General features: G+C 63.2%; 24 protein-coding genes. 15 read left to right on the top strand and 9 right to left on the bottom strand.

Annotation, left to right across the window (positions count from 1 at the left end):
* Positions 1-10 precede the first annotated feature (10 nt).
* Both P5704_015295 and P5704_015290 read left to right on the top strand, forming a co-directional pair.
* Complete coding sequence (locus tag P5704_015295; GenBank protein ID WOF81247.1) at positions 11-1,222, top strand: putative DNA modification/repair radical SAM protein; 1,212 nt, start codon at positions 11-13, stop codon at positions 1,220-1,222.
* On the top strand, positions 1,222-2,058 hold the full coding sequence (locus tag P5704_015290) for a TIGR03915 family putative DNA repair protein (GenBank protein WOF77420.1): 837 nt from the start codon (positions 1,222-1,224) through the stop codon (positions 2,056-2,058). The genes P5704_015295 and P5704_015290 overlap by 1 nt, the downstream gene beginning before the upstream one ends.
* On the opposite strand, the gene P5704_015285 is transcribed toward P5704_015290, so the two are convergent.
* Both P5704_015285 and pilT read right to left on the bottom strand, forming a co-directional pair.
* Positions 2,055-3,200 carry a PilT/PilU family type 4a pilus ATPase gene (locus P5704_015285; protein WOF77419.1) on the bottom strand — a complete coding sequence of 382 codons (1,146 nt, stop codon included), beginning with the start codon at positions 3,198-3,200 and terminating at the stop codon, positions 2,055-2,057. The two genes, P5704_015290 and P5704_015285, sit on opposite strands and share 4 nt — an antisense overlap.
* A gap of 60 nt (positions 3,201-3,260) precedes the next feature.
* Positions 3,261-4,295 carry a type IV pilus twitching motility protein PilT gene (pilT, locus tag P5704_015280; GenBank protein WOF77418.1) on the bottom strand — a complete coding sequence of 345 codons (1,035 nt, stop codon included), beginning with the start codon at positions 4,293-4,295 and terminating at the stop codon, positions 3,261-3,263.
* Between the two features lie 64 nt (positions 4,296-4,359).
* Here pilT and P5704_015275 point away from each other — a divergent pair, with 64 nt between their 5' ends.
* From P5704_015275 to P5704_015230, 10 genes are all read left to right on the top strand, one after another.
* Positions 4,360-5,055 carry a YggS family pyridoxal phosphate-dependent enzyme gene (locus P5704_015275; GenBank protein ID WOF77417.1) on the top strand — a complete coding sequence of 232 codons (696 nt, stop codon included), beginning with the start codon at positions 4,360-4,362 and terminating at the stop codon, positions 5,053-5,055.
* Positions 5,056-5,065: 10 nt separating this feature from the next.
* Entirely contained in the window at positions 5,066-5,890 is an 825-nt protein-coding gene (gene proC, locus P5704_015270; GenBank protein WOF77416.1) for a pyrroline-5-carboxylate reductase, read from the top strand.
* A 275-nt stretch (positions 5,891-6,165) separates the two neighbouring features.
* Positions 6,166-6,756 (top strand): YggT family protein, encoded by a 591-nt coding sequence (locus P5704_015265; protein ID WOF77415.1) that lies wholly within the window; start codon positions 6,166-6,168, stop codon positions 6,754-6,756.
* A 271-nt stretch (positions 6,757-7,027) separates the two neighbouring features.
* Complete coding sequence (locus P5704_015260) at positions 7,028-8,995, top strand: dynamin-like GTPase family protein (protein WOF77414.1); 1,968 nt, start codon at positions 7,028-7,030, stop codon at positions 8,993-8,995.
* A gap of 127 nt (positions 8,996-9,122) precedes the next feature.
* Entirely contained in the window at positions 9,123-10,262 is a 1,140-nt protein-coding gene (locus P5704_015255; protein WOF77413.1) for a homoserine O-acetyltransferase, read from the top strand.
* A gap of 9 nt (positions 10,263-10,271) precedes the next feature.
* Entirely contained in the window at positions 10,272-10,871 is a 600-nt protein-coding gene (gene metW, locus P5704_015250) for a methionine biosynthesis protein MetW (protein WOF77412.1), read from the top strand.
* 25 nt (positions 10,872-10,896) lie between these two features.
* Positions 10,897-11,319, top strand: a complete 423-nt coding sequence (locus tag P5704_015245) for a DUF4426 domain-containing protein (protein WOF77411.1) — start codon at positions 10,897-10,899, stop codon at positions 11,317-11,319.
* Complete coding sequence (gene rdgB / locus P5704_015240; protein WOF77410.1) at positions 11,316-11,909, top strand: RdgB/HAM1 family non-canonical purine NTP pyrophosphatase; 594 nt, start codon at positions 11,316-11,318, stop codon at positions 11,907-11,909. The genes P5704_015245 and rdgB overlap by 4 nt, the downstream gene beginning before the upstream one ends.
* Complete coding sequence (gene hemW / locus P5704_015235; protein WOF77409.1) at positions 11,906-13,120, top strand: radical SAM family heme chaperone HemW; 1,215 nt, start codon at positions 11,906-11,908, stop codon at positions 13,118-13,120. The genes rdgB and hemW overlap by 4 nt, the downstream gene beginning before the upstream one ends.
* A gap of 9 nt (positions 13,121-13,129) precedes the next feature.
* Positions 13,130-13,453 (top strand): DUF3392 domain-containing protein, encoded by a 324-nt coding sequence (locus P5704_015230; GenBank protein ID WOF77408.1) that lies wholly within the window; start codon positions 13,130-13,132, stop codon positions 13,451-13,453.
* Positions 13,454-13,619: 166 nt separating this feature from the next.
* On the opposite strand, the gene P5704_015225 is transcribed toward P5704_015230, so the two are convergent.
* From P5704_015225 to P5704_015200, 6 genes are all read right to left on the bottom strand, one after another.
* Positions 13,620-14,096 carry a DUF5064 family protein gene (locus P5704_015225; GenBank protein ID WOF77407.1) on the bottom strand — a complete coding sequence of 159 codons (477 nt, stop codon included), beginning with the start codon at positions 14,094-14,096 and terminating at the stop codon, positions 13,620-13,622.
* Positions 14,097-14,238: 142 nt separating this feature from the next.
* Complete coding sequence (locus P5704_015220; GenBank protein WOF77406.1) at positions 14,239-15,576, bottom strand: DUF1329 domain-containing protein; 1,338 nt, start codon at positions 15,574-15,576, stop codon at positions 14,239-14,241.
* Between the two features lie 219 nt (positions 15,577-15,795).
* Entirely contained in the window at positions 15,796-16,512 is a 717-nt protein-coding gene (gene trmB / locus P5704_015215; protein WOF77405.1) for a tRNA (guanosine(46)-N7)-methyltransferase TrmB, read from the bottom strand.
* A gap of 64 nt (positions 16,513-16,576) precedes the next feature.
* Positions 16,577-17,371 (bottom strand): thiazole synthase, encoded by a 795-nt coding sequence (locus P5704_015210; GenBank protein WOF77404.1) that lies wholly within the window; start codon positions 17,369-17,371, stop codon positions 16,577-16,579.
* Positions 17,372-17,445: 74 nt separating this feature from the next.
* Positions 17,446-17,646 (bottom strand): sulfur carrier protein ThiS, encoded by a 201-nt coding sequence (thiS, locus tag P5704_015205; protein ID WOF77403.1) that lies wholly within the window; start codon positions 17,644-17,646, stop codon positions 17,446-17,448.
* Between the two features lie 88 nt (positions 17,647-17,734).
* Entirely contained in the window at positions 17,735-18,109 is a 375-nt protein-coding gene (locus tag P5704_015200; protein ID WOF77402.1) for a DUF423 domain-containing protein, read from the bottom strand.
* Between the two features lie 68 nt (positions 18,110-18,177).
* Here P5704_015200 and mtgA point away from each other — a divergent pair, with 68 nt between their 5' ends.
* From mtgA to P5704_015185, 3 genes are all read left to right on the top strand, one after another.
* Entirely contained in the window at positions 18,178-18,906 is a 729-nt protein-coding gene (gene mtgA / locus P5704_015195; protein ID WOF77401.1) for a monofunctional biosynthetic peptidoglycan transglycosylase, read from the top strand.
* Positions 18,907-19,031: 125 nt separating this feature from the next.
* Complete coding sequence (locus P5704_015190) at positions 19,032-20,960, top strand: EAL domain-containing protein (GenBank protein WOF77400.1); 1,929 nt, start codon at positions 19,032-19,034, stop codon at positions 20,958-20,960.
* Between the two features lie 159 nt (positions 20,961-21,119).
* Positions 21,120-23,690, top strand: a complete 2,571-nt coding sequence (locus tag P5704_015185) for a CHASE domain-containing protein (protein WOF81246.1) — start codon at positions 21,120-21,122, stop codon at positions 23,688-23,690.
* Positions 23,691-23,773: 83 nt separating this feature from the next.
* Here the strand turns inward: P5704_015185 and rpoH are convergent, their stop codons facing one another.
* A complete protein-coding gene (rpoH, locus tag P5704_015180) occupies positions 23,774-24,628 on the bottom strand; it encodes an RNA polymerase sigma factor RpoH (protein WOF77399.1) in 855 nt (284 codons plus the stop codon).
* Between the last annotated feature and the right edge of the window lie 64 nt (positions 24,629-24,692).

The following is a 24,692-nucleotide window of genomic DNA, read 5'->3' as shown; positions in this document are numbered from 1 at the left end:
GGCCACCATGATGCAATTGATCGACAAACTCAGCGTGCTCGCCGACGCGGCCAAATATGACGTTTCCTGCGCCAGCAGCGGCGCGCCGAAGCGCAGCTCGAAGGGCAAGATCGGACTCGGCGCCACCAATGGCATGGGCATCTGCCACAGCTTCACGCCGGATGGGCGCTGTGTCGCGCTGCTAAAGATCCTGCTGACCAACTTCTGCCTGTACGACTGCCAGTACTGCGTCAATCGCCGCTCCAGCGATGTACCGCGGGCGCGCTTCACGCCGGAAGAAGTGGTCAGCCTGACGCTCGACTTCTACCGCCGCAACTGCATCAGCGGCCTGTTTCTCAGCTCCGGCATCATTCGCTCGGCGGACTACACCATGGAACAGCTGGTGCGGGTCGCCAGGCTGCTGCGTGAGGAGCATGAGTTTCGCGGCTACATCCACCTCAAGACCATTCCCGATGCCGACCCACTGCTGATCGCCGAAGCCGGCCGCTACGCCGACCGGCTCAGCGTGAACATCGAACTACCGACCGAAACCAGCCTGATCCGCCTGGCTCCGGAAAAGCAGGTGGTGACCATCAAGCAGGCCATGCACACCATTCACCAGGGCGAAACCGAGGCCAGCGTGGAGAAACGGGCACCGCGCTTCGCACCCGCCGGGCAGAGCACGCAGATGATCGTCGGCGCCGACAACACCGACGACAGCACCATCCTGCAGACGGCCCAGTCGTTGTACGGCAGCTACCGGCTGCGCCGGGTCTACTATTCGGCATTCAGCCCGATTCCGCACAGCCCCAACACCGTGCCGTTCGCGGCGCCACCGCTGATGCGCGAGCATCGCCTGTATCAGGCCGACTTCCTCATGCGCGGCTACGGCTTCAAGGCCGGCGAACTGCTCAGCGGGCCAGGCAACCTCGCACTGGATATCGACCCGAAGCTCGCTTGGGCGCTGGCGCACCGCGAACAGTTTCCGGTGGACCTCAACCGCGCCGAGCCAACGATGATCGCCCGCATCCCCGGCATCGGCATGCTCAGCGCAAAACGCCTGGTGGATCTGCGCCGGCAGAAGCGCATTCGCTTCGAGGATCTGACCCGTCTGCGCTGCTCGCTCGAGAAAGCCAAACCCTTCGTCATCACACAGGACTACCGACCAAGCCTGGCAGGACAGGAGTCGGCCATGCTGCGCCAGCACCTGCGCGACACACCCGCGCAACTGGCGCTCTGGTAATGCTCACGGTGCGCTTCGATGGAAGCTTCCAGGCGTGGCGAAGTCGCGCCCGCGCGCTGCTGCAGAGCCGCGTCGCACCACATGAAGTGAACTGGGCAAGCGACGACGAAGCGACAGGGCTGTTCGACGATCCCTCGCCTGCACTTTCAGCGGAAAGCGGACCGCGCATTCGCGTCCCCCGACAGCTGCTGGACGAACTCGAAATGGCCGCGCGCTATCGCACCGAGCAGCGCTGGAGCCTGCTGTATCGCGTGCTCTGGCGGGTCTCCCAGGGCGACTCGAGTGCGCGAATGGTCGGCGACATCGATGGCAGCGAGCTGCATGGGCGAATCAAGGCAGTCCGTCGCGAGGCCCACCACCTGCATGCCTTTCTTCGCTTCAGCCCACTGCAGGCCAATGACGGGCCGCAACACGTCGCCTGGTTCGAACCTGCGCATGACGTACTGCCCTGGGCGGCAGGGCATTTCACTGAACGGATGGGTGGCAACAGCTGGCTGATTGCGACGCCGGAAGAAGGGGTTTGCTGGGATGGCCGGGAGATGTACTACACCCGCCCCTGTCCACCACAGTGGCGACAGCTGGCGCAGAACGCAGCGGACCCCGGCGGCGAGCTATGGAAGGCGTATTACGAGAGCACGTTCAACCCGGCCCGACTGAACCGCGGCGTACTGGAGAGCAACCTGCCTGTGCGTTTCTGGAAGAACCTTCCTGAAGGCATGTTGATCCCGCAACTCATGAGCCGCGCGCGTGCCGGCGCGCAGCGTGACGGCCAGGCCGAGCGCGTCGCCGCGAGAAGCGGAAAGCGCATCGGCCGGGATGCAAAACAGCCCGACTAGCGGAAGCTGCGGCCTGGATCGTCTTCACTGACCTCAAGGCTCAGACCCTGCGACACGCTGGTCAGATGCTCGCCATCGGTTTCCGATCCCAGCTTGATCAGCAGACGCAGGTCGTTGGCCGAGTCGGCGTGCAACAACGCATCTTCGTAGGTGATTTCGCCCTGCACGTAGAGGTTGTACAGCGCCTGATCGAAAGTCTGCATGCCCAGTTCGGTGGAGCGCTTCATCAGCGACTTGAGCTCATGCACCTCGCCCTTGCGGATCAGGTCGGCCGCCAGCGGCGTATTGATCAGCACCTCGATCACCGCCCGCCGCCCCTTGCCGTCGGGCGTCGGCACCAGTTGCTGGGCGACGATGGCCTTGAGGTTGAGCGACAGATCCATCCACACCTGGTTGTGACGATCAGGCGGGAAGAAGTTGATGATGCGGTCCAGCGCCTGGTTGGCGTTGTTGGCGTGCAATGTCGCCAGGCACAGGTGGCCGGTTTCGGCGAAGGCCACGGCGTAGTCCATGGTTTCACGGGTACGGATCTCGCCGATGAGGATCACGTCCGGGGCCTGGCGCAGGGTGTTCTTCAGGGCCACCTCGAACGAGCTGGTATCGATACCGACCTCGCGCTGGGTGACGATGCAGTTCTGATGCTGGTGGATGAATTCGATCGGGTCTTCGATGGAGATGATGTGCCCGCTGGAGTTCTTGTTGCGGTAGCCAATCATCGAAGCCAATGAAGTCGACTTGCCGGTACCGGTGGCGCCGACGAACAGCACCAGCCCGCGCTTGGTCATCGACAGCTTCTTGAGGACATCCGGCAGCTTGAGTTCTTCGATGGTCGGAATGTTGGTTTCGATACGCCGCAGCACCATGCCGGCGAGATTGCGCTGGTAGAACGCACTGACCCGGAAACGGCCGATACCGCGGGCGCTGATGGCGAAGTTGCACTCGTGGTTCTCGGTGAACTCGCGGCGCTGTTGCTCGTTCATCACACCGTGCACGGTCTCGCGGGTCATTTCCGGCGACATCGCCGTCTTGCTGACCGGCATGATCTTGCCGTTGACCTTCATCGAAGGCGGCACGCCTGCGGTGATGAACAGATCGGAGCCGCCCTTTTCCACCATCAGGCGCAGAAGTTTCTCGAATTCCATCGTCGTACTCGCAATCGTGGCAAGCGCCGCATCGGGCGGCGCCCGGTAGTTGTCAGGCGTTTAGAAGTTCTCTGGCTGCTTGGCCTTTTCCTTGGCGCTGTCTCGCGAGATCAGCCCTTTGGCGAGCAGTCCCTTGAGGCACGAGTCGAGGGTCTGCATGCCCAGCGAGCCGCCGGTCTGGATCGAGGAATACATCTGCGCCACCTTGTCCTCGCGAATCAGGTTACGGATCGCCGGCGTGCCGATCATGATCTCGTGGGCCGCCACACGACCGCCGCCGACCTTCTTCAGCAGGGTCTGCGAGATCACCGCCTGCAGCGATTCGGAGAGCATCGAGCGGACCATGGACTTTTCTTCGGCCGGGAACACGTCGACCACACGGTCGATGGTCTTGGCGGCGGAGGTGGTGTGCAGGGTGCCGAACACCAGGTGACCGGTTTCCGCAGCGGTCAGCGCCAGGCGGATGGTTTCCAGGTCGCGCATTTCGCCGACGAGAATGATGTCCGGGTCTTCACGCAGGGCCGAACGCAACGCCTCGGAGAAGCCCAGAGTGTCACGATGGACCTCGCGCTGGTTGACCAGGCACTTCTTCGATTCGTGAACGAATTCGATAGGGTCTTCGATGGTGAGGATGTGGTGGTACTTGGTGTTGTTCAGGTAATCGAGCATCGCCGCCAGGGTGGTCGACTTGCCCGAGCCGGTCGGCCCGGTGACCAGCACCAGCCCGCGCGGCACATCGGTGATCTTGCGGAACACCTCGCCCATCCCCAGGTCTTCCATGGTCAGCACCTTGGACGGAATGGTCCGGAACACCGCGCCGGAACCGCGATTCTGGTTGAACGCGTTGACGCGAAAACGCGCCACGCCCGGCACTTCGAACGAGAAGTCGGTTTCCAGGAATTCCTCGAAATCCTTGCGCTGCTTGTCGTTCATGATGTCGTAGATCAGCGCATGCACCTGCTTGTGGTCCATGGCCGGCAGGTTGATTCGCCGCACGTCGCCATCGACGCGGATCATCGGCGGCAGGCCGGCGGAAAGGTGCAAATCCGACGCACCCTGCTTGGCGCTGAAGGCCAGCAGTTCTGTGATATCCATGGGACTCCCCAATTACAAGCAAGCAGGTAGAATGCCGCGCAGACCCAAGGCGGCGGCGCAAGTAATGTCCACGATAGAGAAGAATATTGCAAAGGTCGCAGCGCGCATCCGTGAGGCGGCGCAAGCTGTGGGACGCGACCCTGCATCGGTCGGCCTGCTGGCGGTGAGCAAGACCCAGCCAGCCGCCGCCATTCGCGAGGCCGCCGAAGCCGGCGTGCGCGATTTCGGCGAGAACTATCTGCAGGAAGCGCTGGACAAGCAAGCCGAACTGAGCGAGCTGCCGCTGGTCTGGCACTTCATCGGCCCCATCCAGTCGAACAAGACCAAATCCATCGCCGAACACTTCGACTGGGTGCACTCGGTGGATCGCCTGAAGATCGCCCAGCGCCTGTCCGATCAACGTCCAGCCGAACTGCCGCCACTGAATATATGCCTGCAGGTGAATGTCAGCGGCGAGGCGAGCAAATCCGGCTGCGCGCCAGAAGAACTGCTACAGCTGGCGCAGGCCGTCGCCGCGATGCCGCGTCTGCGCCTGCGTGGACTGATGTGCATTCCCGCACCAAGCGAAGACCCCGCAGAGCAGCGCGCCGCCTTTGCCCGCCTGCGCGCATTGCGCGATGAAGATGAACTGCCACTGACACTGGATACGCTGTCCATGGGCATGAGCCAGGACCTCGAAGCGGCCATTGCCGAAGGCGCGACCTGGGTCCGCATCGGCACCGCACTGTTCGGCGCCCGCGACTACGGGCGCCCTCAATAAAGGAATCGCTATGACCTCACCCCGCATCGCCTTTATCGGCGCCGGCAACATGGCTGCCAGTCTGATCGGCGGACTGCGCGCCCAGGGCGTCGCAGCGGACGCCATTCGCGCCAGCGATCCAGGCGCCGAACAGCGCGCGAAAATCAGCGCCGAGCATGGCATCCAGACGTTCGCGCAGAACGCCGATGCATTGGCCGGCGCCGATGTGGTGGTGCTGTCGGTCAAGCCCCAGGTGATGCAGGCGGTCTGTCAGGATCTGACTCCTCATCTGGCCCACGGCCCCCTGATCGTCTCGATCGCCGCCGGCATCAGCTGCGACAGCCTGCAGCGCTGGCTGGGCCCGCGCCCTCAGGCGATCGTGCGTTGCATGCCCAACACGCCGGCCTTGCTACGCCAAGGCGTCAGCGGCCTGTTCGCCAATGCCCAGGTCAGCGACATGCAGAAACAGCAGGCCGAACAGCTGCTATCGGCCGTCGGTATCGCGCCGTGGCTCGAAGAAGAGCGCCTGATCGATGCGGTAACCGCCGTTTCCGGTAGCGGTCCGGCCTATTTCTTCCTGCTGATCGAGGCGATGACGGTGGCCGGTGAGCAGCTCGGCCTGCCCCGCGAGACCGCCGCGCAACTGACCATGCAGACCGCGCTGGGCGCAGCTCGCATGGCGTGTGAAAGCGATGTCGATGCCGCCGAACTGCGGCGTCGCGTCACCTCGCCGAACGGAACCACCGAAGCGGCGATCAAAGCCTTCCAGGCGGGCGGCTTCGAGCAACTGGTGCAGCAGGCGCTGAACGCCGCCGCACAACGCTCGGCCGAACTGGCCGAACAACTGGGTCAATAGGGTCTGTTGACGTTTCGTTCGCGGCCGCGCCGGCGCCTGTTCTTGCACGAGGCAAGGCATGAGGAGAGAAGTTTGGTCGTTCCAAATGAGCGACGAATAACGCCGCACCGCGCAAAAACAGGCCCGGCCCTTCGGGTTGCGCGGCAAATGGCGCCATGCGGCGTTGCGGGACTTGGCAAGGGAACACCATTACCTGCGTCCCACGCCTTGCCCGGCGCCATTTGCCGAGGCAACGCGGCTCGCGACGCAACATCAACAGCCCCTAAGGAGCATTCATGTCCCAACTTTCGCAAGCCCTGATTCTGATCATCCAGACGCTGGGCAGCCTCTATCTGCTGATCGTGCTGCTGCGCTTCATCCTGCAGCTGGTACGCGCCGACTTCTACAATCCGCTGAGCCAATTCATCGTCAAGGCCACCCATCCGCTGCTGCGGCCGATGCGCCGCATAATTCCGAGCATGGGCACGCTGGACCTGTCCTCGCTGGTCCTCGCGATCATCGTGCAAATGGTGCTGATGGCGCTGATCCTGCTGATCGCCTACGGCACCACCGGCAATCCGTTGCTGTTGCTGGTCTGGGCGCTGATCGGCATCACCGGGCTGTTCCTCAACATCTTCTTCTGGGCGCTGATCATCAGCGTCATCCTGTCCTGGGTCGCGCCGGGCAGCCACAACCCGGGCGCGCAGCTGGTCAGCCAACTCTGCGAGCCGGTCCTGGCACCGTTCCGCCGCCTGCTGCCGAACCTCGGCGGGCTGGATATCTCACCGATCTTTGCCTTCCTGGCGATCAAACTGCTGGACATGCTGGTGGTCAACAACCTGGCCACCATGACCCACATGCCGAACATCCTGCGCATGCTCATCTGAGACGCTGTTCATGCTTTGCTGCCAAAGCGGCACCGAGGAGCCAAAAGCGCCTCGGAATGCCGCAAGGCAGCACGTAGACTTCAATTTCTCGGCTTTTTCCATCCTGCCTCGTACTTCGCTGCGGGGTGTGAACGAGGACATCGACTCGAACCCGAGCCGCCCATGACCATCCATGCCGCCAGCAAGGCCGTTCGGTCACGCCAGGCTTCGATTGAATTGACCTTGCACCGGCGGGTCCGATAATTCGCCGAATCACACCTCCGGGAGCTGGATGAGCATGGAACGTCTCGACCGACAAGTGGACGCCTACGTCACCTGGAAGCGTGACCTCATTCGTGAGATCACCCGCTACCGCAGCTGGCTGGCGCATAACCGGCTTTCCAGCGAGGGCGTCGAGGCGCGCCTGGAGCGAGCGCTGCGGGTGTTGCGCACCGATCACATCACCCTGGCTTTCGTCGGCGAGTATTCGCGCGGCAAGACCGAGCTGATCAACAGCCTGTTCTTCTCCAACTACGGCCAGCGCATCCTGCCTTCACGGGCTGGCCGCACCACCATGTGCCCCACCGAACTGCTGTTCGATCCGCGTTCGGAACGCTCCTACATCCGCCTGCTGCCCATCGAGTCGCGCCTGGAAGACACCAGCATCACGCAGCTCAAGCGCACACCGCGACTCTGGCTCAATCTCCCACTCGACCCGCACGACCCGCAGAGCATGGCCGAAGCCTTCGCCCAGGTCGCGTTGACCAAGGCCATGCCGGTGGAACAGGCGATTGAGCTGGGCTTCGACCCGGCCGGCCTGGAAAACAGCAGCAGTGGCGATACCGTACTGGTCCCGGCCTGGCGTCACGCCGTGGTCAACTTCGACCACCCGCTGCTACGCCAGGGCTTGCGCATTCTCGATACACCCGGCCTGAACGCGCTGGGCAGCGAGCCGGAACTGACCCTGTCGATGCTGCCCAATGCCCAGGCGATCGTGTTCCTGCTCTCCGCCGACACCGGCGTCACCGCCAGCGACATGCAGATCTGGCAGCAGCACATCCGCCAGCTCGACGAAGACACGCAGAACAGCCTGTTCGCCGTCCTGAACAAGATCGACGTGCTCTGGGACGACGTCGCCGGCGAGACCTTCGTGCAGAAGGCCATCGAGGATATCCGTGACACCACCGCGCAGCAGCTGGGCATCGATTGCGCCGACGTCCTGCCGCTGTCGGCCAAACAGGCGCTGATGGCGAAGATTCGCGGTGACCAGGCGCTGCTCGAACGCAGCCAGCTGGCACGGCTGGAAGAGTTGCTCAGCCAGCGCATCCTCACGCAGAAGGAACGCCTGCTCGAGGACCAGGTGGTGCAGCAGGTGCTGGCGCTGCTGCAGAACAGTCAGCATGCCCTCAAGCTGCGCCTGGAAAAGGTCATCGAACAGCGCGATGTGCTGGCCAGCCATCAGGAAGGCAGCGGGCAGATGCTGCTCGAACTCACCGCCCGCACCCGCCACGATCACAACCGCCACCACAAGCGCCTGCTCGACCTGAAGACCAATCAGCGCCTGCTGCAACGCCAGGGCGAGCTGCTGCGCACGGCGATACGAGCCGAACGCCTCGAGGAACACCTGACCCGCTTGCGGCGCAGCCTGACCGGCAGCCTCACCACCCTGGGCATCAATCTGGCGATCCTGCACTTCTTCCGTTCGGTGGAGCAGGACCTGGGCATCCTCGAGCAGGAGGCGGAACGGGCCAACAAGATGGTTTCGGCGATCTACCGGCGGCACAGCGAAGAAAACCCGCTACAGGGCATCGACCCGCCGTTGTTCCAGTTGCTGCCTTATCAGCGCGAGCTGCGCAGCCTGCAAGGCAAGGCCGATCAGTTCCGCCTGCAGTTGAAGACCCTGCTCACCGAGCAGCGAACACTCACCAGACGCTTCTTCTCTACCCTGGTGCAGGAAGTCATCGGCATGCACCAGCGACTGCGCCAGGAGGCCGAACAATGGGCTGGCGATGCGCTGACGCCACTGCTGCAGTTTTCCCTGGAGCACAAGCAACAGCTGGAAACCCACATCCTGCAACTGAAGAGCCTGGCCAGGGAGAGCCAGCAGAACAGCCAGCGCGGGCAATTGCTGACGCGCTACAGCGGCGAACTGGAGCTGCAGCTGGCACAGGCCGCGGAAATGCTCCGTGCGCTGCGCCGACCGGCACCGCTGCGGCGGCAGGGCAAGGTGGTCAGCCTGGCCAGCGCGCAGATCAGCTAAAGCTGTCGCCATTTCGTCGCAGCCCACGAGGAAATGGCGAGAGCCCACTCGCCGTTGCATTTCAGGATGAATTGCAACGCGCATACCTTTAGACTTTGCCGCCTTCTTCAAGCAAGAGCCAGGGTCGATGCCCACTGCAATTCCCGCCGATTCCGTTGGCCTGGTGAGCCCGCAGGTCACGCATTTTGCCGAACCACTGACACTCGCCTGCGGCCGCACGCTGGCCGACTACCAGCTGATCTATGAAACCTACGGCGAGCTGAACGCTGCGCGCAGCAATGCCGTGCTCATCTGCCACGCGCTGTCCGGCCATCACCATGCTGCCGGCTACCACAGCGCGGACGACCGCAAGCCCGGCTGGTGGGACTCGTGCATCGGTCCGGGCAAGGCCATCGACACCGAGCGCTTCTTCGTCGTCAGCCTGAACAATCTGGGCGGCTGCAACGGTTCGACCGGCCCCAGCAGTACCAATCCCGCCAGCGGCAAGCCCTACGGTGCGGATTTTCCGGTGGTCACGGTGGAGGACTGGGTGCATAGCCAGGCGCTGCTTGCCGACCGTCTCGGCATCACTCAGTGGGCCGCTGTAGTCGGCGGCAGCCTGGGCGGCATGCAGGCCTTGCAGTGGACCATCAGCTACCCCGAGCGGGTGCGCCACTGCCTGGCCATCGCCTCGGCGCCCAAGCTGTCGGCGCAGAACATCGCCTTCAACGAGGTCGCACGCCAGGCCATCCTCTCCGACCCCGAGTTCCACGGTGGCCACTTCCAGGAGATGGGCGTGATCCCCAAGCGCGGGCTGATGCTGGCGCGCATGGTCGGCCACATCACCTACCTGTCCGATGACGCCATGGGCACCAAATTCGGCCGCGGACTGAAGAGCGAGAAGCTGAACTACGACTTCAACAGCGTGGAATTCCAGGTCGAAAGCTACCTGCGTTATCAGGGCGAGGAGTTTTCCGGGCGTTTCGACGCCAACACCTACCTGCTGATGACCAAGGCGCTGGACTACTTCGACCCGGCCGCAGCCAATGATGACGACCTGGCCAAGACCTTCGAAGTCGCCCAAGCACGCTTCTGCGTGATGTCCTTCACCACCGACTGGCGCTTCTCGCCGGAACGCTCGCGGGAAATCGTCGACGCCCTGCTCGCCGCGCGCAAGGACGTCTGCTATCTGGAGATCGAGGCACCGCAGGGCCACGATGCCTTCCTGATCCCCAACCCCCGCTACCTGCAAGCCTTCCGCGGTTACATGAACCGCATAGCCGTATAAGGAACGAAGATGCGCGCCGATCTGGACATCATCCAAGACTGGATTCCGGCCGGCAGCCGAGTTCTCGACCTCGGCTGCGGCAATGGCGAGCTGCTGGCCTGGCTGCGTGACCACAAGCAGGTCAGCGGCTACGGCCTGGAAATCGACCCGGACAACATCGCCGCCTGCATCGACAAGGGCGTCAACGTCATCGAGCAGAACCTCGACCTGGGCCTGGGCAACTTCGCCAGCGACAGCTTCGACATGGTGGTGATGACCCAGGCGCTGCAGGCCGTGCATTACCCCGACCAGCTGTTGAAGGAAATGCTGCGCGTCGGCCGCCAGTGCATCATCACCTTCCCCAACTTCGGCCATTGGCGTTGTCGCTGGTACCTTGCGAGCAAAGGCCGCATGCCGGTGTCGGAGTTCCTCCCCTACACTTGGTACAACACGCCGAACATTCACTTCTGCACGTTCGAAGATTTCGAGCGGTTGTGCCAGGAAAGCGGTGCCAGGGTACTCGAACGCCTGGCCGTCGACCGCGATCACAGGCATGACTGGGCCAGTCGACTATGGCCGAATCTGCTGGGTGAGATCGGCATCTACCGCGTCACCGGGCCGTCCCGCTGAGCGGTTCAACGCTGGAGGTAAGCATATGAAACGCGTCCTGATCGGCCTTTTGGCTGCACTCCTCACATTGCCGGCGCTGGCCGAACGCAAGCACAGCGTCGGCGAATACGACGTCCACTACAGCGCCTTCAATTCGGGCTTCCTGCAACCGGATATTGCCGCTGCCGCCGGACTCACGCGCAGCAAGACCCAGGGCGTGGTCAACGTCTCGGTGATCAAGGATGGCAAGCCGGTCGCGGCGCAGGTCAGCGGTGTGGTGAAGAACCTGCTCGGACAGGACCGCGCGCTGGGCTTCAAGCAGCTCAAGGAAGGCGACGAGGCGATCTATTACCTCGCGCAGTTCCCCTTCGACTCGCAGGAAACCCTGCGTTTCGCCCTCACCGTACAGCCGACCGGCGCCGAGTCGTTCAGCTTCGAGTTCAACCAGGAATTCTTCCCCGACCGATGATGCCTTTTTCCGAACTGGTACTAGCCAGCCATAACGCCGGCAAACTGAAGGAGCTCCAGGCCATGCTCGGCGACGCGGTACGCGTGCGCTCAGTGGCCGAGTTCAGCACCGTCGAGCCGGAGGAAACCGGTCTTTCCTTCGTCGAGAACGCCATTCTCAAGGCGCGCAACGCCGCGCGGATATCCGGTCTGCCCGCGCTCGCCGATGACTCCGGTCTGGCGGTCGACGCCCTTGGCGGCGCACCGGGCATCTACTCGGCGCGCTATGCCGACGGTCAGGGCGATGCCGCCAACAACGCCAAGCTGCTGCAGGTGCTGCGCGAGGTTCCGGATGCCGAGCGCGGCGCGCAGTTCGTCTGCGCCCTGGCACTGGTGCGGCATGCCGACGATCCGTTGCCAATCATCTGCGAAGGCCTCTGGCATGGCCGCATCCTGCATGCGCCGCGCGGCGAGCACGGCTTCGGCTACGACCCGCTGTTCTGGGTGCCGGAGTGCGATTGCTCCAGCGCCGAGATGCCGGCTGCGCAGAAGAATCAGCTCAGTCACCGCGCACGCGCCATGGCCCTGCTCAAGCAGCGGCTGGGGATATGAAAGAAGCTGCAAGCCACAAGCTGCAAGCGACAAGCAAAGGCGGCTCCGAAAATGTGCAGCTTGAAGCTTGCCGCTTGGAGCTGCCACCACTGGCGGCGTATGTCCATATCCCCTGGTGCGTGCGCAAATGTCCGTACTGTGACTTCAACTCCCACGCGGCCGGTCCCGAGCTGCCAGAAGACGCCTATGTCGCCGCGCTGCTGGCCGATCTTCGCGCGGATCTCGAGCACGTCCAGGGCCGCCGGCTGAGCTCGATCTTCTTCGGTGGTGGTACGCCAAGCCTGTTTTCCGCCAAGGCACTGGCGGCGATCGTCGACGGACTGGAGCGGCTGGTCGGCTTTGCCGAGGACATCGAGATCACCCTGGAGGCCAATCCGGGGACGTTCGAGCAGGCCAAATTCCGCGACTACCGCCAGCTCGGCATCAACCGGCTGTCCATCGGCGTGCAGAGTTTCCAGGCCGACAAGCTCAAGGCGCTGGGGCGCATCCACGATGGCGACGAAGCGATTCGCGCCGCCGATATGGCCCGCGCCGCCGGCTTCGATAACTTCAATCTCGACCTCATGCACGGCCTGCCGGATCAGAGCCTGGAGGATGCACTGAGCGACCTGCGCATTGCCATCGCCCAGCAACCGACGCACCTGTCCTGGTACCAGTTGACGCTTGAGCCGAACACCCTGTTCTGGAGCCAGCCGCCGCAGCTGCCCGAAGACGACATCCTCTGGGACATCCAGGAAGCCGGCCAGGCGCTGCTCGCCGAGCACGGTTATCGCCAGTACGAGACCTCGGCCTACGCCCAGCCCGGGCGGCAGGCTCGGCATAACCTGAACTACTGGAGCTTCGGCGATTTCCTCGGCATCGGTGCCGGCGCCCATGCCAAGCTCAGCCACGCCGACGGACGCATCCTGCGCAGCTGGAAGACCCGCCTGCCGAAGGACTACCTCGATCCGGGCAAGGCGTTCCGCGCAGGCGAAAAGTTGCTGGCAGCGGATGAATTGCCCTTCGAATTCCTGATGAATGTGCTGCGCCTCACCGACGGCGTACCGGCCATGCTGTTCACTCAGCGCACCGGACTGGCGCTGGATGTGCTCGCCAAGCCGCGGCGCGACACCGAAGCGCGCGGCCTGCTCTCGGCTGACCCGGCGCGCCTGGTGGCGACGCCGAAGGGCCAGCTGTTTCTCAACGACCTGCTACAGAGCTTCCTGCCTTAAGGACACCGCATGGATTTGCTACTCGACCTGATCGTCACGCTGTCGCGTTGGAGCCGCAGCCACCTGTCCGATATCTCCCTGGCGCTGATGGCCACGCTCTTCGTCCTGTTCGGCCCGGCAATCAATACCTGGGTAAAGGGCGCAGTCAGCAGCCTGAACTTCTTTTTCCGCACACTGATCTTCGTACTGGTCTGCGCGGTGGGCTATGGCCTGGCGATCGTCTTCCTCACACCGTGGATGACCCAGGGGCTGGCCCATCTGAACAATTACAGCCTGGCACCGGTACTGCTGCTGATCTTCTTCCTCATCGGCGTGATCGCCGACCGTAACTAGTGGCCTGTTTGGTAAGTTCAGTTGGTCAATGTCGACACCCATGGCCCCGATACCATGTTGCTGCTCCTTGCCATAGCCCGGCGATGACTCGTCGCCGCGCCTTGTCTCGGGCCATGCTCATCCGAACTTACCTCAACCAACTCGCCGCACAGGCCACTAACGCTACTCAGCCTTCGCGAAGAAAGCGATCGAGATCGACGGGCTCGCCCGGGCGATAGCACAGCTGCCGGCGCAGATCCTCGAACAGCGGGTCGTAGATGCCGTGCAGGCCGAAGAGGCTATCGGCATCCACCGGCACACCGTGGCGCCGCAGGCACTGACGGACGCGCTGCAGGAAGTTGCAGGCAACGTCGCGGTGCATTCGAAACTGCTCGTCCACCTGCAGCGCCCCAGCCTCGAAGCGCAGATGAAAACACGCCCACTGCGGCGCCTCCGGCGTGCCCTCGACACGGTAGTCGAGCTGCAGGTGATACCCCGGCTTTCCGGAAGCGGAAAGGCTGTGGTACTCCAATTGGCCCGGTCTGAACACGCGACTCCCCCCTCTGCAAATGGCGCAGCTGCCCGCCCGGCTGCCGGGCGCCTTTGCAACGCTATGCAGGCGATCATCCCACTGCCGCGTCAGCCCGCTCTTGAGCGAAGTCATTACTCGTGCTCGGCCGCCTCCCGCCAAACAGGAAGCCGTGCACGCTCGCATCGTCGCGCGCGTGCCAGCCGCACACGGTGGCAATTCTGAAGGCATGAAAAAGGGCACCAGCGGCGCCCTTTCGTGCATCTTCTGCTCTTCGTCAGTTGCCGCGACGCAGCGCCTGCGGCGAGAAATCACGCGGGCCGAGGTTGACGTTGAAGTCGTACATCGGCTCGTTGTTGTCCAGGCCATCGACGAAGTAGTTGCCGTCCTTGAGGTGGTAGAGCGTTTCCAGCGTGCTGTTGAACATCGGCACGTCGTAATAGCTGATCGGATGGCTTTCCTGCAGACCGATCAGCTCGCCCTTCTCGTCGTACAGGTCGACGGCAAGAATCGCCCAGCTGTCCTCGTCGATATAGAAGCGACGCTTGTCGTAGAGGTGGCTGAAGCCCTTGCGCAAGGTCGCCTCGACCACCCACACGCGATGCAGCTCGTAGCGCAGCAATTCCGGGTTCAGGGTGCGTGGCTGGACGATGCTGTCGTACGGAAGGCCCTTCTGATGCACGGCATAACTGTTGTAGGGCATCAGCATTTCGCGCTTGCCGAGCAGTTCCCACTCGTAGCGATCCGGCGCGCCATTGAACGAGTCGACCACATCGGCCGTGGCCAGGCCGCTGGTGTCGGGCTGCAAGGAATCATAGGCCAGCGACGGCAGACGGCGTACGCGGCGATCGTCCGGGCTGTAGCGCCACGCCTTGCGAGTGGTCAGCACCTGGTCGAGCGGGTCCTGCACCACCAGCGCCGTACCGGACAGTTTGGCCGGGGCGGTGACGCGATACTTGTAGTACAGCACGGTGTTGTCTAGGTCCGCGTGAGTCATGCCTTCGCGGTTATAGACGTAATAGACGTGCCGATCGCGCTTGATGTAGTTGGCCCGGCCACCGATCACCACCGCCTGGTTGTTGATCATGTGGCTCTGGTCACCCTTGTAATGCAGGATGTGGTTCCAGATCACCTCGATGCCGCTCTGCGGGATCGGGAAGGGAATGCCCGCGGCTGCGCCCTGAATACCGTTGCCGTTGGCGATCAGCTCGGCGCTGACGGCGTTGTAGCGGGTGGCGTCATAGATCCGCTGCGGCACCGAGGCACTGCGGCGAGTCGGGAATACGCGCAGGTGGTAGTCGGGGTAACGCTCCAGCAGCGCCTTCATACCGTCGGAAAGCTGGCCGCTGTACTCGTTGATATTGGTGCGATCGACGCGATAAAGCACTGAATCGCTCGCATAAGGGTCGGGATGGTGCATCCCGGGCTCGTAACCGGCGGGTGCTGCGACCCCACCGGTCCAGGGCGGGATCGTCCCGGCGGGATTGCCGCCGCGCTCCGCACCCAGCGGAGTGAGGTCCTGTCCCAACCGCGCGGCCTGGGTGCTGTCTACCTTCGCCTGTGCCGGTAACACGGCACAGGCCGCCAACAACAGAATTCCGATCTTTCCGTACATCGTCTACTCCCCCAATTTGCGCACGATGCTGGGCACCGCGTGGCGAGCCCGGCTATCGGCATTGCATTGTTATATGGTGTGGGCAGGCATGCCGTCCTGGCAGGCACTCTTCCCTGGCCGCTGCTGCGGCTCTCGATCTGGATGTGACAAGCCACCTGACCGCCCGGCGCCACTGACAGGGCAACCGGATCGCGGGTGTTTCGCTCGCGCTGACCGCATTCAGTCGACGCGCTGGAATTTCAGGTCCCAGACACCGTGACCAAGCCGTTCACCACGGCGCTCGAACTTGGTTATCGGTCGCTCCGCAGGCCGTGGCACGCAATGTCCACCCTCGGCCAGATTGCGGAAGCCCGGGGCGACATTCATCACCTCGAGCATGTATTCGGCATAGGGCTCCCAGTCGGTGGCCATATGCAGTACGCCGCCGATCTTCAGCTTGCTGCGCACCAGCTCGGCGAAAGCAGGCTGCACGATACGTCGCTTGTGATGACGGCTCTTGTGCCAGGGGTCCGGAAAGAACAGCAACACGCGGTCCAGACTGGCATCGGCGACGCAATCGCGCAGCACCTCCAAGGCGTCGCAACTGTAGACCCTGACGTTGTTCAATTTCTGTGACACAAGTCCGCTCAGCAACGCGCCGACGCCAGGTTTATGTACTTCCACGCCGATGAAGTCCTGATCCGGCGCCGCGGCGGCCATTTCCAACGTGGAATGACCCATGCCGAAACCGATCTCGAAGGTGCGCGGCGCGCTGCGGCCGAACACCTCGTCGAAGTCGCGCAAGCCGTCCTCGAGGGCCAGGCCGAACTTCGGCCAGCCTTGCTCCAGCCCACGCTGCTGGCCTTCGGTCATGCGCCCGGCACGCATCACGAAACTCTTGATGGTGCGGCGGTGCTCGGTTTGCTGCGCTTCGGCCGCGGGGTTCTGCTCTGTCATGGTCTACCTGCGAGAAATAAAAAAGCCGGCCCCGACGCAAGGTCGGGGCCGGCCACGAATCGGTTCAGCGAATCAGCCCGTCCAGCGGCGACGAGGCGCTGGCGTAGAGCTTCTTCGGCATGCGCCCGGCAAGATAGGCCAGGCGGCCGGCCTCGATGGCGTACTTCATGGCCTCGGCCATCAACACGGGATTCTGCGCATGGGCGATGGCGCTGTTCATCAGCACCGCCTCACAGCCCAGCTCCATGGCGATAGTGGCGTCCGAGGCGGTTCCGACACCGGCATCCACCAGCACGGGCACAGTGGCTTCCTCGAGGATGATGCGCAGGTTGTACGGGTTGCAGATGCCCAGACCGGTGCCGATCAGGCCGGCCAGCGGCATCACCGCGATACAGCCCATCTCGGCCAGCTGACGGGCGATGATCGGGTCGTCGCTGGTGTAGACCATCACGTCGAAGCCGTCCTTGATCAGCACGTCGGCAGCCTTGAGGGTCTCGATGACGTTGGGGAACAGGGTCTTCTGGTCGGCCAGCACTTCCAGCTTGACCAGCTTGTGGCCATCGAGCAGCTCGCGCGCCAGGCGGCAGGTACGCACCGCATCCTCAGCGGTGAAGCAGCCGGCGGTGTTCGGCAGGATGGTGTAGCGCTCGGGACTGATCACGTCGAGCAGGTTCGGCTCGCCGGGGTTCTGGCCGATGTTGGTGCGGCGCACCGCGACGGTGACGATCTCGGCACCCGAGGCCTCGATGGCCGCACGCGTTTCCTCGAGATCCTTGTACTTGCCGGTGCCGACCAGCAGGCGCGATTGATAGGTGCGACCGGCCAGGGTGAAGGGCTTGTCGTTCGGAACTGGGCGCATGGGAATTCCTCGTTCGGACGTGTTGCAGCGGACTGGGCGCCGCAGAGCGGCGTGATTCGGATGAGCGCGAGCGGCTAACCGCCACCGATGGCGTGCACTACCTCGACGTGATCGCCTTCGCGGAGTTCGGTAGTCGCGTGCGCGCTGCGCGGCACGATATCGCGGTTGAGCTCAACGGCCAGACGGCGTCCGGTCAGGTCCAGACGCACCAGCAGGTCGGCCACCGACTCGCCGGCTGGCAGCTCATAGGGTTCGCCATTCAACTGAATCTGCATGCTGTTCGCCGCCATTGCGAAAAGGGGACGGCATTCTAGCCCGAATCACCCACGCCACCAACGCGAAGCCCGCGGCCGTTCGTCTCGCTCAGCCGCGTAGGCGCCAGCCGGCCAGTGCCAGGCAGAGCCAGCCCACGAGAAAGGAAGTCCCTCCTAGCGGCGTGATAATGCCCAGTTTGCCAATTCCGCTGAGGGTAAGCAGGTAAAGACTGCCGGAAAACAGCAGGATACCGACGACGAACAGAGCGCCTGCCGCAGTCAGCAGGCGGCTGGGTCGATGCAGCGAAAGCAGCGCGACGCCAAGCAGCGCCAGCGCATGAAGCATCTGATACTGCACGCCGGTCTGAAACACCGCGAGATAGGCAGTGCTCAACTGGCTCTTGAGGGCATGGGAAGCGAAGGCGCCAAGCGCAACGCCGGTAAAGCCGAACAATGCGGCAAGGACGATATAAGCACGAATCATTGCCATTTCCGGTCGATGGCCTGAGCGGCCGCTATAATGCCCGCTCTTTTCGCCCACGACCAAGTGCCATGTTGCGAAACCTCCTGCTGCGCCTTTCCAAACTGCTGCTCTGGCTGATCGGCCTCTCGGTGCTGCTGGTACTGTTGTTTCGCTGGGTGCCACCACCGTTCACCGCTTTGATGATCGAGCGCAAGATCGAGTCCTGGCGCACAGGCGAAACTATCAACCTGACCCGTGATTGGCGGCCTTGGCGCGAGCTGCCGGACGATCTGAAAATGGCGGTGATCGCCGCCGAAGATCAGAAGTTCGCCGACCACTGGGGCTTCGACATCGCTGCAATCCGCGCCGCCCTCAGCCACAATGAGCGCGGCGGTTCACTGCGCGGTGCCAGCACATTGAGTCAGCAGGTGGCGAAGAACCTTTTTCTCTGGTCCGGCCGCAGCTGGCCGCGCAAGGGCCTGGAAGCCTGGTTCACCGCGCTGATCGAACTGCTGTGGCCCAAGCAGCGCATCCTCGAGGTCTATCTCAATAGCGTCGAGTGGGCCGATGGCATCTTCGGTGCGCAAGCGGCGGCTCAGCATCACTTCGGCACCGCTGCACCGTACCTGTCGACCCGCCAGGCCAGCCTCCTCGCCGCGGTGCTGCCCAACCCACGAGAGTGGAGCGCTGGCAGGCCGAGCAGCCATGTGAACAATCGCGCCGCCTGGATTCGGCAGCAGATGCGCCAGCTGGGTGGCAGCCACTACCTGCAGCGGATCAAACCGGACCACCCGGAATGGTGGCCGGGCTGGCTCTGAGCCAGCATTACAGAACAGCCGGCGCAGCAGGATGCAGCACCTCCGGTGCGAGATGACGTACCTCCCGCTCAGCCAGTGCGATGGGGTTTGACTATGCAGTATCTGGATCGAGCCTGAGAGCAACCATGAACACCTACCTCGTCCGGCTGAGTCTGGGCTACTTCTGCCTGGCCATGCTGTGGATTCTCCTGGGCGACACGCTGGTCGGCTACCTGGCCACAGGCGATAGCCAGACCTGGCAAACGGGCAAGGGCGCCCTGTTCGTGGGATTCACCACCGCGCTGATATTCCTGCTCGGCCGCCAGCACTTTCGCCGCTTCGACGAACAGCAGCGCGCCCAACACCTCCAGGAAAGCAGCCTGAAGCAGGCCGCCGCAGTCTTTGACAGCACCCAGGAAGGCGTCCTGGTCACCGATCCGAGCCAGCACATCGTGCACGTCAATCCGGCCTTCAGCCGCATCACCGGCTACAGCACCGAAGAGGTTCTCGGGCAGACGCCCAAGCTGTTCGCCTCCGGCAAGCACGACGCAGCCTTCTACAGCCAGATGTGGCTGGCGCTGAAAGAGCATGGCGAATGGAGCGGCGAAATCTGGAATCGCCGCAAGAACGGCGAGGTGTATCCGCAATGGCAGAACCTGCGCTGCATCCACGACAACCAGGGTCAGCTCAGCCATTACGTGGCGGTGTTTTCCGATCTCTCGGCACTGAAGCGCTCACGCGAAGAGCTCGACCAGCTCGCCCATTACGATCCGCTGCTCAAGCTGCCGAATCGGCTGCTGTTCACCGAGCGTGCCAAGCAGAATCTCGAACGCGCCAGGGCGAACAGACGCAGCGGTGCGTTACTGCTGATCGACCTCGATCACTTCAAGGACATCAACGAAAGCCTTGGCCACAGCCTGGGCGACGCGCTGCTGCAGGCGGTCAGCATGCGGCTGGGCGAACACCTGGAAGAAGGCATGACCCTAGGCCGACTCGGCGGCGACGAGTTCGCCCTGCTTTGTGAAGGCTACGGCGCAGAGAAGGCCACCTCGCTGGCGTTGCGTATTCTCGACCGACTGAACGAGCCCTTTCATATCGCGGATCAGGAGCTGTTCAGCAGCGCCAGCATCGGCATCGTGTTGTATCCCTATCCGACCGACGTGCAGAACGTCGAGCATCTGATGCGCAACGCCGACTCGGCACTGTTCAAGGCCAAGAGCAGCGGCCGCTCAACCTACGCATTCTATTCCGAAGAACTGACCAGCCAGGCCCGTCAGCGCGTCGAACTGGTCACGACGCTGCGCCAGGCCCTCGAGCAAGAACAGTTGCGCCTGCACTTTCAGCCGATCTACGACCTGCGCGAGGGTACGATCACCGGTTTCGAAGCACTGGTACGCTGGCTGCACCCGGAGAAAGGCCTGATCGCGCCGGGCATCTTCATTCCCATAGCCGAGGAAACCGGGCTGATCAGCGCCATCGATCACTGGGTGCTGGAGCAGGCCTGCAACCAGGCCCGCGAGTGGCTGGGGCAGGGCCGTCTGCTTGGCTTCATCGCGGTGAACATTTCCAGTCGCCTGTTCGGCAACGGCGAGCTCGACCTGCAGGTCGCCACCATTCTTGCCCGCAGCGGGCTGGAGGCGCGTCATCTGGAACTGGAGATCACCGAAAGCGCGGTGATGCATGACCCGGACGCCGCCCTGGAGTTGCTGCAGCGCCTGCGGGCGCTCGGCGTTCAGCTGGCAATCGACGATTTCGGCACCGGCTACTCGTCGCTGCAACGACTCAAGCGCATGAACGTGCACAAGCTGAAAATCGACCAGGGCTTCGTCCGCGGCCTGCCGGACGACCGCGAGGACGCCGCCATCACCCGCTCGGTCATCGGTCTGGCACACAACCTGGGCCTCAAAGTCGTGGCTGAAGGCATCGAGACTGCAGACCAGGCGGCGTTTCTGCTGGCGCAGAACTGCGACTATGGCCAAGGCTACGGATTTGCACGACCGCAACCGGCCAGCGATATCGATTGGCGCCCTACCGACCTCCACTACGGGCAGGGTTGCCGCTCGTCAGGCGTATGATTACCCATGCATATCAATAGGCCATCACGGCAGGTAAGCTGACACATCGGTCAATCACGGACCAACATGGAAGCCAGGGTGATGGACTTTTTCGGCCGCTCCCTGATCCGCACAGCCGAGCGTCCAATCGGTCAACTACCGCGTACCGCAGCGAAGACGATGAGCGAGCCAGCGATAGACCATAATCAGCCTCACGGCGTACGACAGCTATTCAGCCGAAAGAACAGCATCGCCTGGGCGATGCTGGTGTTCACCCTGCTGGTGCAACTGGTGGTCTGGCAAAGCCTGCGCACCAACGAGGATCGCGCGGCCCAGCAGCAGTTTCAGCTGCTTGGCGAGAAGGTCACCGAAGCGATCCGCAAGCGACTGCGTGATCACGAACAGATTCTTCTCGGCGGCGCAGGTCTGTTCGATGCGGCGAAGAACGTCAGCCGCGAGCAGTGGCGCACGTACGTCAACCGCTTGCTGCTACCTGACCGTTATCCCGGCATCCAGGGCGTAGGTTTCAGCCAGGCGATCCCGCATGCCGAGCATGATGCTTATGTCACCAGCATCCGCGCCCAAGGCTTCCCAGAATTCGACATCCATCCACCGGGGGAGCGCGAGCTCTACACCTCGATCACTTTCCTGGAGCCGTTCCTGGGCCGCAATCTGGCCGCCTTCGGATATGACATGTATTCCGAACCCATTCGTCGACAGGCGATGCTACGGGCGGCCCGGCTCGGCGAAAGCAGCATGACCGGGAAAGTGACGCTAGTGCAGGAAACCCACGGCAAGGTACAGGCCGGCGTATTGCTCTATGTCCCCGTGTACCGGCATGGGATGCCCATGGTCACTCCAGAGCAGCGCATGCAGGCGCTGCTCGGCTTCGTCTACAGCCCTTATCGCGTCGATGATCTAATGCGAGGCATCCTGCTTGCGGCCGATCTGCCGCTGGCGCTGCACATCTACTCCAGCGCCGGTGAAGAAACCGAGCATCTGATCTACGCCTCGAGCGAAGCCCCCGGGCCGGGCAGTGAGCGTTTCAGCCAGCTACAGAAGCTGGACCTGTACGGTCAGACCTGGACGCTGCGCATGGATAGTCGACCCGAGTTCGACAATCGGTTCCACTCCAATGAGGCGCTGGTATTCGGCCTGGGACTTGGCCTGAGCCTACTGGTGTTTCTACTCACTTCATCGCTGGCACTGCGCCATAGCCGCGCTCAGGCGCTGGCGAACGAGATGACCCGGCACATTCGCCAGAGCAGGCACGATCTGCGCTTGAGCGAGGAGCGTCTGTCGCTGGCACTGAAAGGCAGCAACGACGGTCTGTGGGATCTCGACCTGGAAGCCGGCAGCATGTTCGCCTCGCCTCGCGCCTGGGAAATGCTCGGTTATCGCCCCAACGAGCTGACCTGCGACCTCAAGCTGTGGGAGCGCGTGACGGTTGCCGAAGACCTCGCGCAGCAGAAAGCGCGCCTGGCGCAAGCCATGCTCTCCAATGTCGATCACTTCACCACCGAGTTACGCCTGCAACACAAGCATGGTCATGTCGTCCCAGTGCTTCTACGCGGCTACATACAGCGTGACCCGCAAGGCATGGCCCAGCGCATCAGCGGCACGCTGATGGATCTGACCGAACGCAAACGCGTCGAGCAGATGAAGAACGACTTCGTTTCAACCGTCAGCCACGAACTGCGCACGCCACTGACATCCATCAGCGGTGCGCTTGGGCTGATCGTCGGCGGCGCGCTCGGATCCGCGCCTCCAACCATGCAGCAGATGCTCGAGATCGCCTACCGCAACAGCCTACGCCTAGGGCATCTGATCAACGACCTGCTGGACATGGAAAAGATGGCCGCCGGCAAGATGTCGTTCGAACTGCGCGAACATTCGCTTGGCGACCTGCTCGAGGAGTCGCTGGCGAGCAACCAGGCGCTCTGCGAGCAGCATGGCGTGCACTGTACGCTCGAGCATCCGAACGATGTGCTGGTCTGGGTGGACGGCCTGCGCCTGCAGCAGGTGCTGGGCAACTTCCTCTCCAACGCCGTCAAGTTCACCCCCGAGGGCGGGCAGATTCGGCTGCACAGCTCGCTGCGCGGAGCCAAGGTCCGCATCAGCGTCACCGACCAGGGCCCCGGCATTCCCGAGGCGTTTCGCTCCCGCGTGTTCGAGAAGTTCGCCCAGGCCGACGCCTCGGACAGCCGGCAGAAGTCCGGCACCGGGCTCGGACTGGCGATCACCAAAGAGCTGATCGAACGCATGGGCGGTACGGTCGGCTTCGATTGCGCGCCGGATCAGGGCACCACATTCTGGTGTGAGCTGCCGATCCAGACCCCACCCGCCGAATCGGACAGCCGCGACGGCCAACCGCGAATCCTGGTCGTTGAAGACGAGCCTGACACTGGCCGTCTGCTGCATATGATGCTGCGCGAAGGCGGCTACGGCGTGGAGCGCGTGCAAAGCCTGCATCAGGCCCGTGAAAAGCTCGCCACCGGCCAGTACGAAGCCATGACACTGGATCTACACCTGCCCGACGGCAGCGGCATGCAGCTGATCGACGAATTGCGCGATCAACCGGCGATGCAGGATCTGCCCATCGTCGTCATCTCCGCCGCGCACCAGTTCGAGCAGGACCAGTTTCCCGCAGGGATCGTCTGGCTGCACAAACCGATCACCAATACGCAGCTGCTGGTCGCGGTCGAGCAGGCGCGAGAGAACATCCGCCAGGCCGGAAGCAGGCCGCGGTAGACGGGCAGCATCCGCGGGAAAGGCAGGCAAAAAAAATCGCGGGAGCCAATGGCATCCCGCGATTCGTTTTCAGCTGACGTGCATCAGGCCTGAATCGAGCCCTTGAGCTTGTTCATCGCATTCTTTTCCAGCTGACGAATGCGCTCGGCCGACACGTTGTACTTGGCCGCCAGGTCATGCAGGGTCGCCTTGTCCTCGTTCAGCCAGCGCTGCTGGAGGATGTCCCGGCTGCGCTCGTCGAGCCCCTCGAGCGCCGCATGCAGGCTGGAGGTGGAGCTGTCGCTCCAATCGGCATCTTCCAGCTGGCGGGCCGGATCGTAGCGATGATCTTCCAGGTAGTGCGCCGGCGACTGGTAGGCGCTGTCGTCGTCGGCATCGGCCGCCGGGTCGAAGGCCATGTCATGGCCGGTCAGGCGACTTTCCATCTCACGCACTTCGTGCGGCTCGACGCCCAGACTGTCGGCCACGGCGGTGACTTCATCGTTGTTCAACCAGGCCAGACGCTTTTTCTGGCTGCGCAGGTTGAAGAACAGCTTGCGCTGCGCCTTGGTGGTCGCGACCTTGACGATGCGCCAATTGCGCAGGATGAACTCGTGAATTTCGGCGCGAATCCAGTGTACGGCGAAGGACACCAGCCGCACGCCCATCTCGGGGTTGAAACGCTTGACCGCCTTCATCAGGCCGACGTTACCTTCCTGGATCAGGTCGGCCTGAGCCAGACCGTAGCCGGAATAGCTGCGGGCGATGTGAACGACGAAACGCAGGTGCGCCAGCACCATCTGCCGGGCCGCTTCGAGATCCTGATGATAGAAGAGGCGCCCGGCCAGCTCGCGCTCCTGCTCGACGGTGAGCAGCGGGAGGCTGTTCACGGTCTGCACGTAGGCCTCGAGATTCGCTCCCGGGACTAGCGCTTGAACAGGTTGCAGAGTAGTTGTCATGCAGTACCTCCAATGACGAAGCTGCAGCAGTTTAGCATTGCCGGATGAGACTGCAAGCCTGTGG

This window comes from Pseudomonas sp. FeN3W (genome assembly GCA_030263805.2).
GTDB classification, from domain to species: Bacteria; Pseudomonadota; Gammaproteobacteria; order Pseudomonadales; family Pseudomonadaceae; genus Stutzerimonas; species Stutzerimonas stutzeri_G.
Note: the sequence above shows the minus strand (reverse complement) of the source record. Positions and strands in the feature narration are given on the sequence as shown.

Coding starts and splice junctions, on each gene's coding strand:
- P5704_015285 (WOF77419.1), bottom strand. CDS start 3,200: ATGGAATTCGAGAAACTTCTGCGCCTGATGGTGGAAAAGGGCGGCTCC.
- thiS (WOF77403.1), bottom strand. CDS start 17,646: ATGCAGATTCAGTTGAATGGCGAACCCTATGAGCTGCCAGCCGGCGAG.
- mtgA (WOF77401.1), top strand. CDS start 18,178: ATGTTGCGAAACCTCCTGCTGCGCCTTTCCAAACTGCTGCTCTGGCTG.
- P5704_015210 (WOF77404.1), bottom strand. CDS start 17,371: ATGCGCCCAGTTCCGAACGACAAGCCCTTCACCCTGGCCGGTCGCACC.
- P5704_015220 (WOF77406.1), bottom strand. CDS start 15,576: ATGTACGGAAAGATCGGAATTCTGTTGTTGGCGGCCTGTGCCGTGTTA.
- P5704_015200 (WOF77402.1), bottom strand. CDS start 18,109: ATGATTCGTGCTTATATCGTCCTTGCCGCATTGTTCGGCTTTACCGGC.
- metW (WOF77412.1), top strand. CDS start 10,272: ATGCGCGCCGATCTGGACATCATCCAAGACTGGATTCCGGCCGGCAGC.
- P5704_015225 (WOF77407.1), bottom strand. CDS start 14,096: ATGACTTCGCTCAAGAGCGGGCTGACGCGGCAGTGGGATGATCGCCTG.
- hemW (WOF77409.1), top strand. CDS start 11,906: ATGAAAGAAGCTGCAAGCCACAAGCTGCAAGCGACAAGCAAAGGCGGC.
- P5704_015245 (WOF77411.1), top strand. CDS start 10,897: ATGAAACGCGTCCTGATCGGCCTTTTGGCTGCACTCCTCACATTGCCG.
- P5704_015275 (WOF77417.1), top strand. CDS start 4,360: ATGTCCACGATAGAGAAGAATATTGCAAAGGTCGCAGCGCGCATCCGT.
- P5704_015190 (WOF77400.1), top strand. CDS start 19,032: ATGAACACCTACCTCGTCCGGCTGAGTCTGGGCTACTTCTGCCTGGCC.
- P5704_015295 (WOF81247.1), top strand. CDS start 11: ATGCAATTGATCGACAAACTCAGCGTGCTCGCCGACGCGGCCAAATAT.
- P5704_015265 (WOF77415.1), top strand. CDS start 6,166: ATGTCCCAACTTTCGCAAGCCCTGATTCTGATCATCCAGACGCTGGGC.
- pilT (WOF77418.1), bottom strand. CDS start 4,295: ATGGATATCACAGAACTGCTGGCCTTCAGCGCCAAGCAGGGTGCGTCG.
- proC (WOF77416.1), top strand. CDS start 5,066: ATGACCTCACCCCGCATCGCCTTTATCGGCGCCGGCAACATGGCTGCC.
- rdgB (WOF77410.1), top strand. CDS start 11,316: ATGATGCCTTTTTCCGAACTGGTACTAGCCAGCCATAACGCCGGCAAA.
- rpoH (WOF77399.1), bottom strand. CDS start 24,628: ATGACAACTACTCTGCAACCTGTTCAAGCGCTAGTCCCGGGAGCGAAT.
- P5704_015185 (WOF81246.1), top strand. CDS start 21,120: ATGAGCGAGCCAGCGATAGACCATAATCAGCCTCACGGCGTACGACAG.
- trmB (WOF77405.1), bottom strand. CDS start 16,512: ATGACAGAGCAGAACCCCGCGGCCGAAGCGCAGCAAACCGAGCACCGC.
- P5704_015290 (WOF77420.1), top strand. CDS start 1,222: ATGCTCACGGTGCGCTTCGATGGAAGCTTCCAGGCGTGGCGAAGTCGC.
- P5704_015260 (WOF77414.1), top strand. CDS start 7,028: ATGAGCATGGAACGTCTCGACCGACAAGTGGACGCCTACGTCACCTGG.
- P5704_015255 (WOF77413.1), top strand. CDS start 9,123: ATGCCCACTGCAATTCCCGCCGATTCCGTTGGCCTGGTGAGCCCGCAG.
- P5704_015230 (WOF77408.1), top strand. CDS start 13,130: ATGGATTTGCTACTCGACCTGATCGTCACGCTGTCGCGTTGGAGCCGC.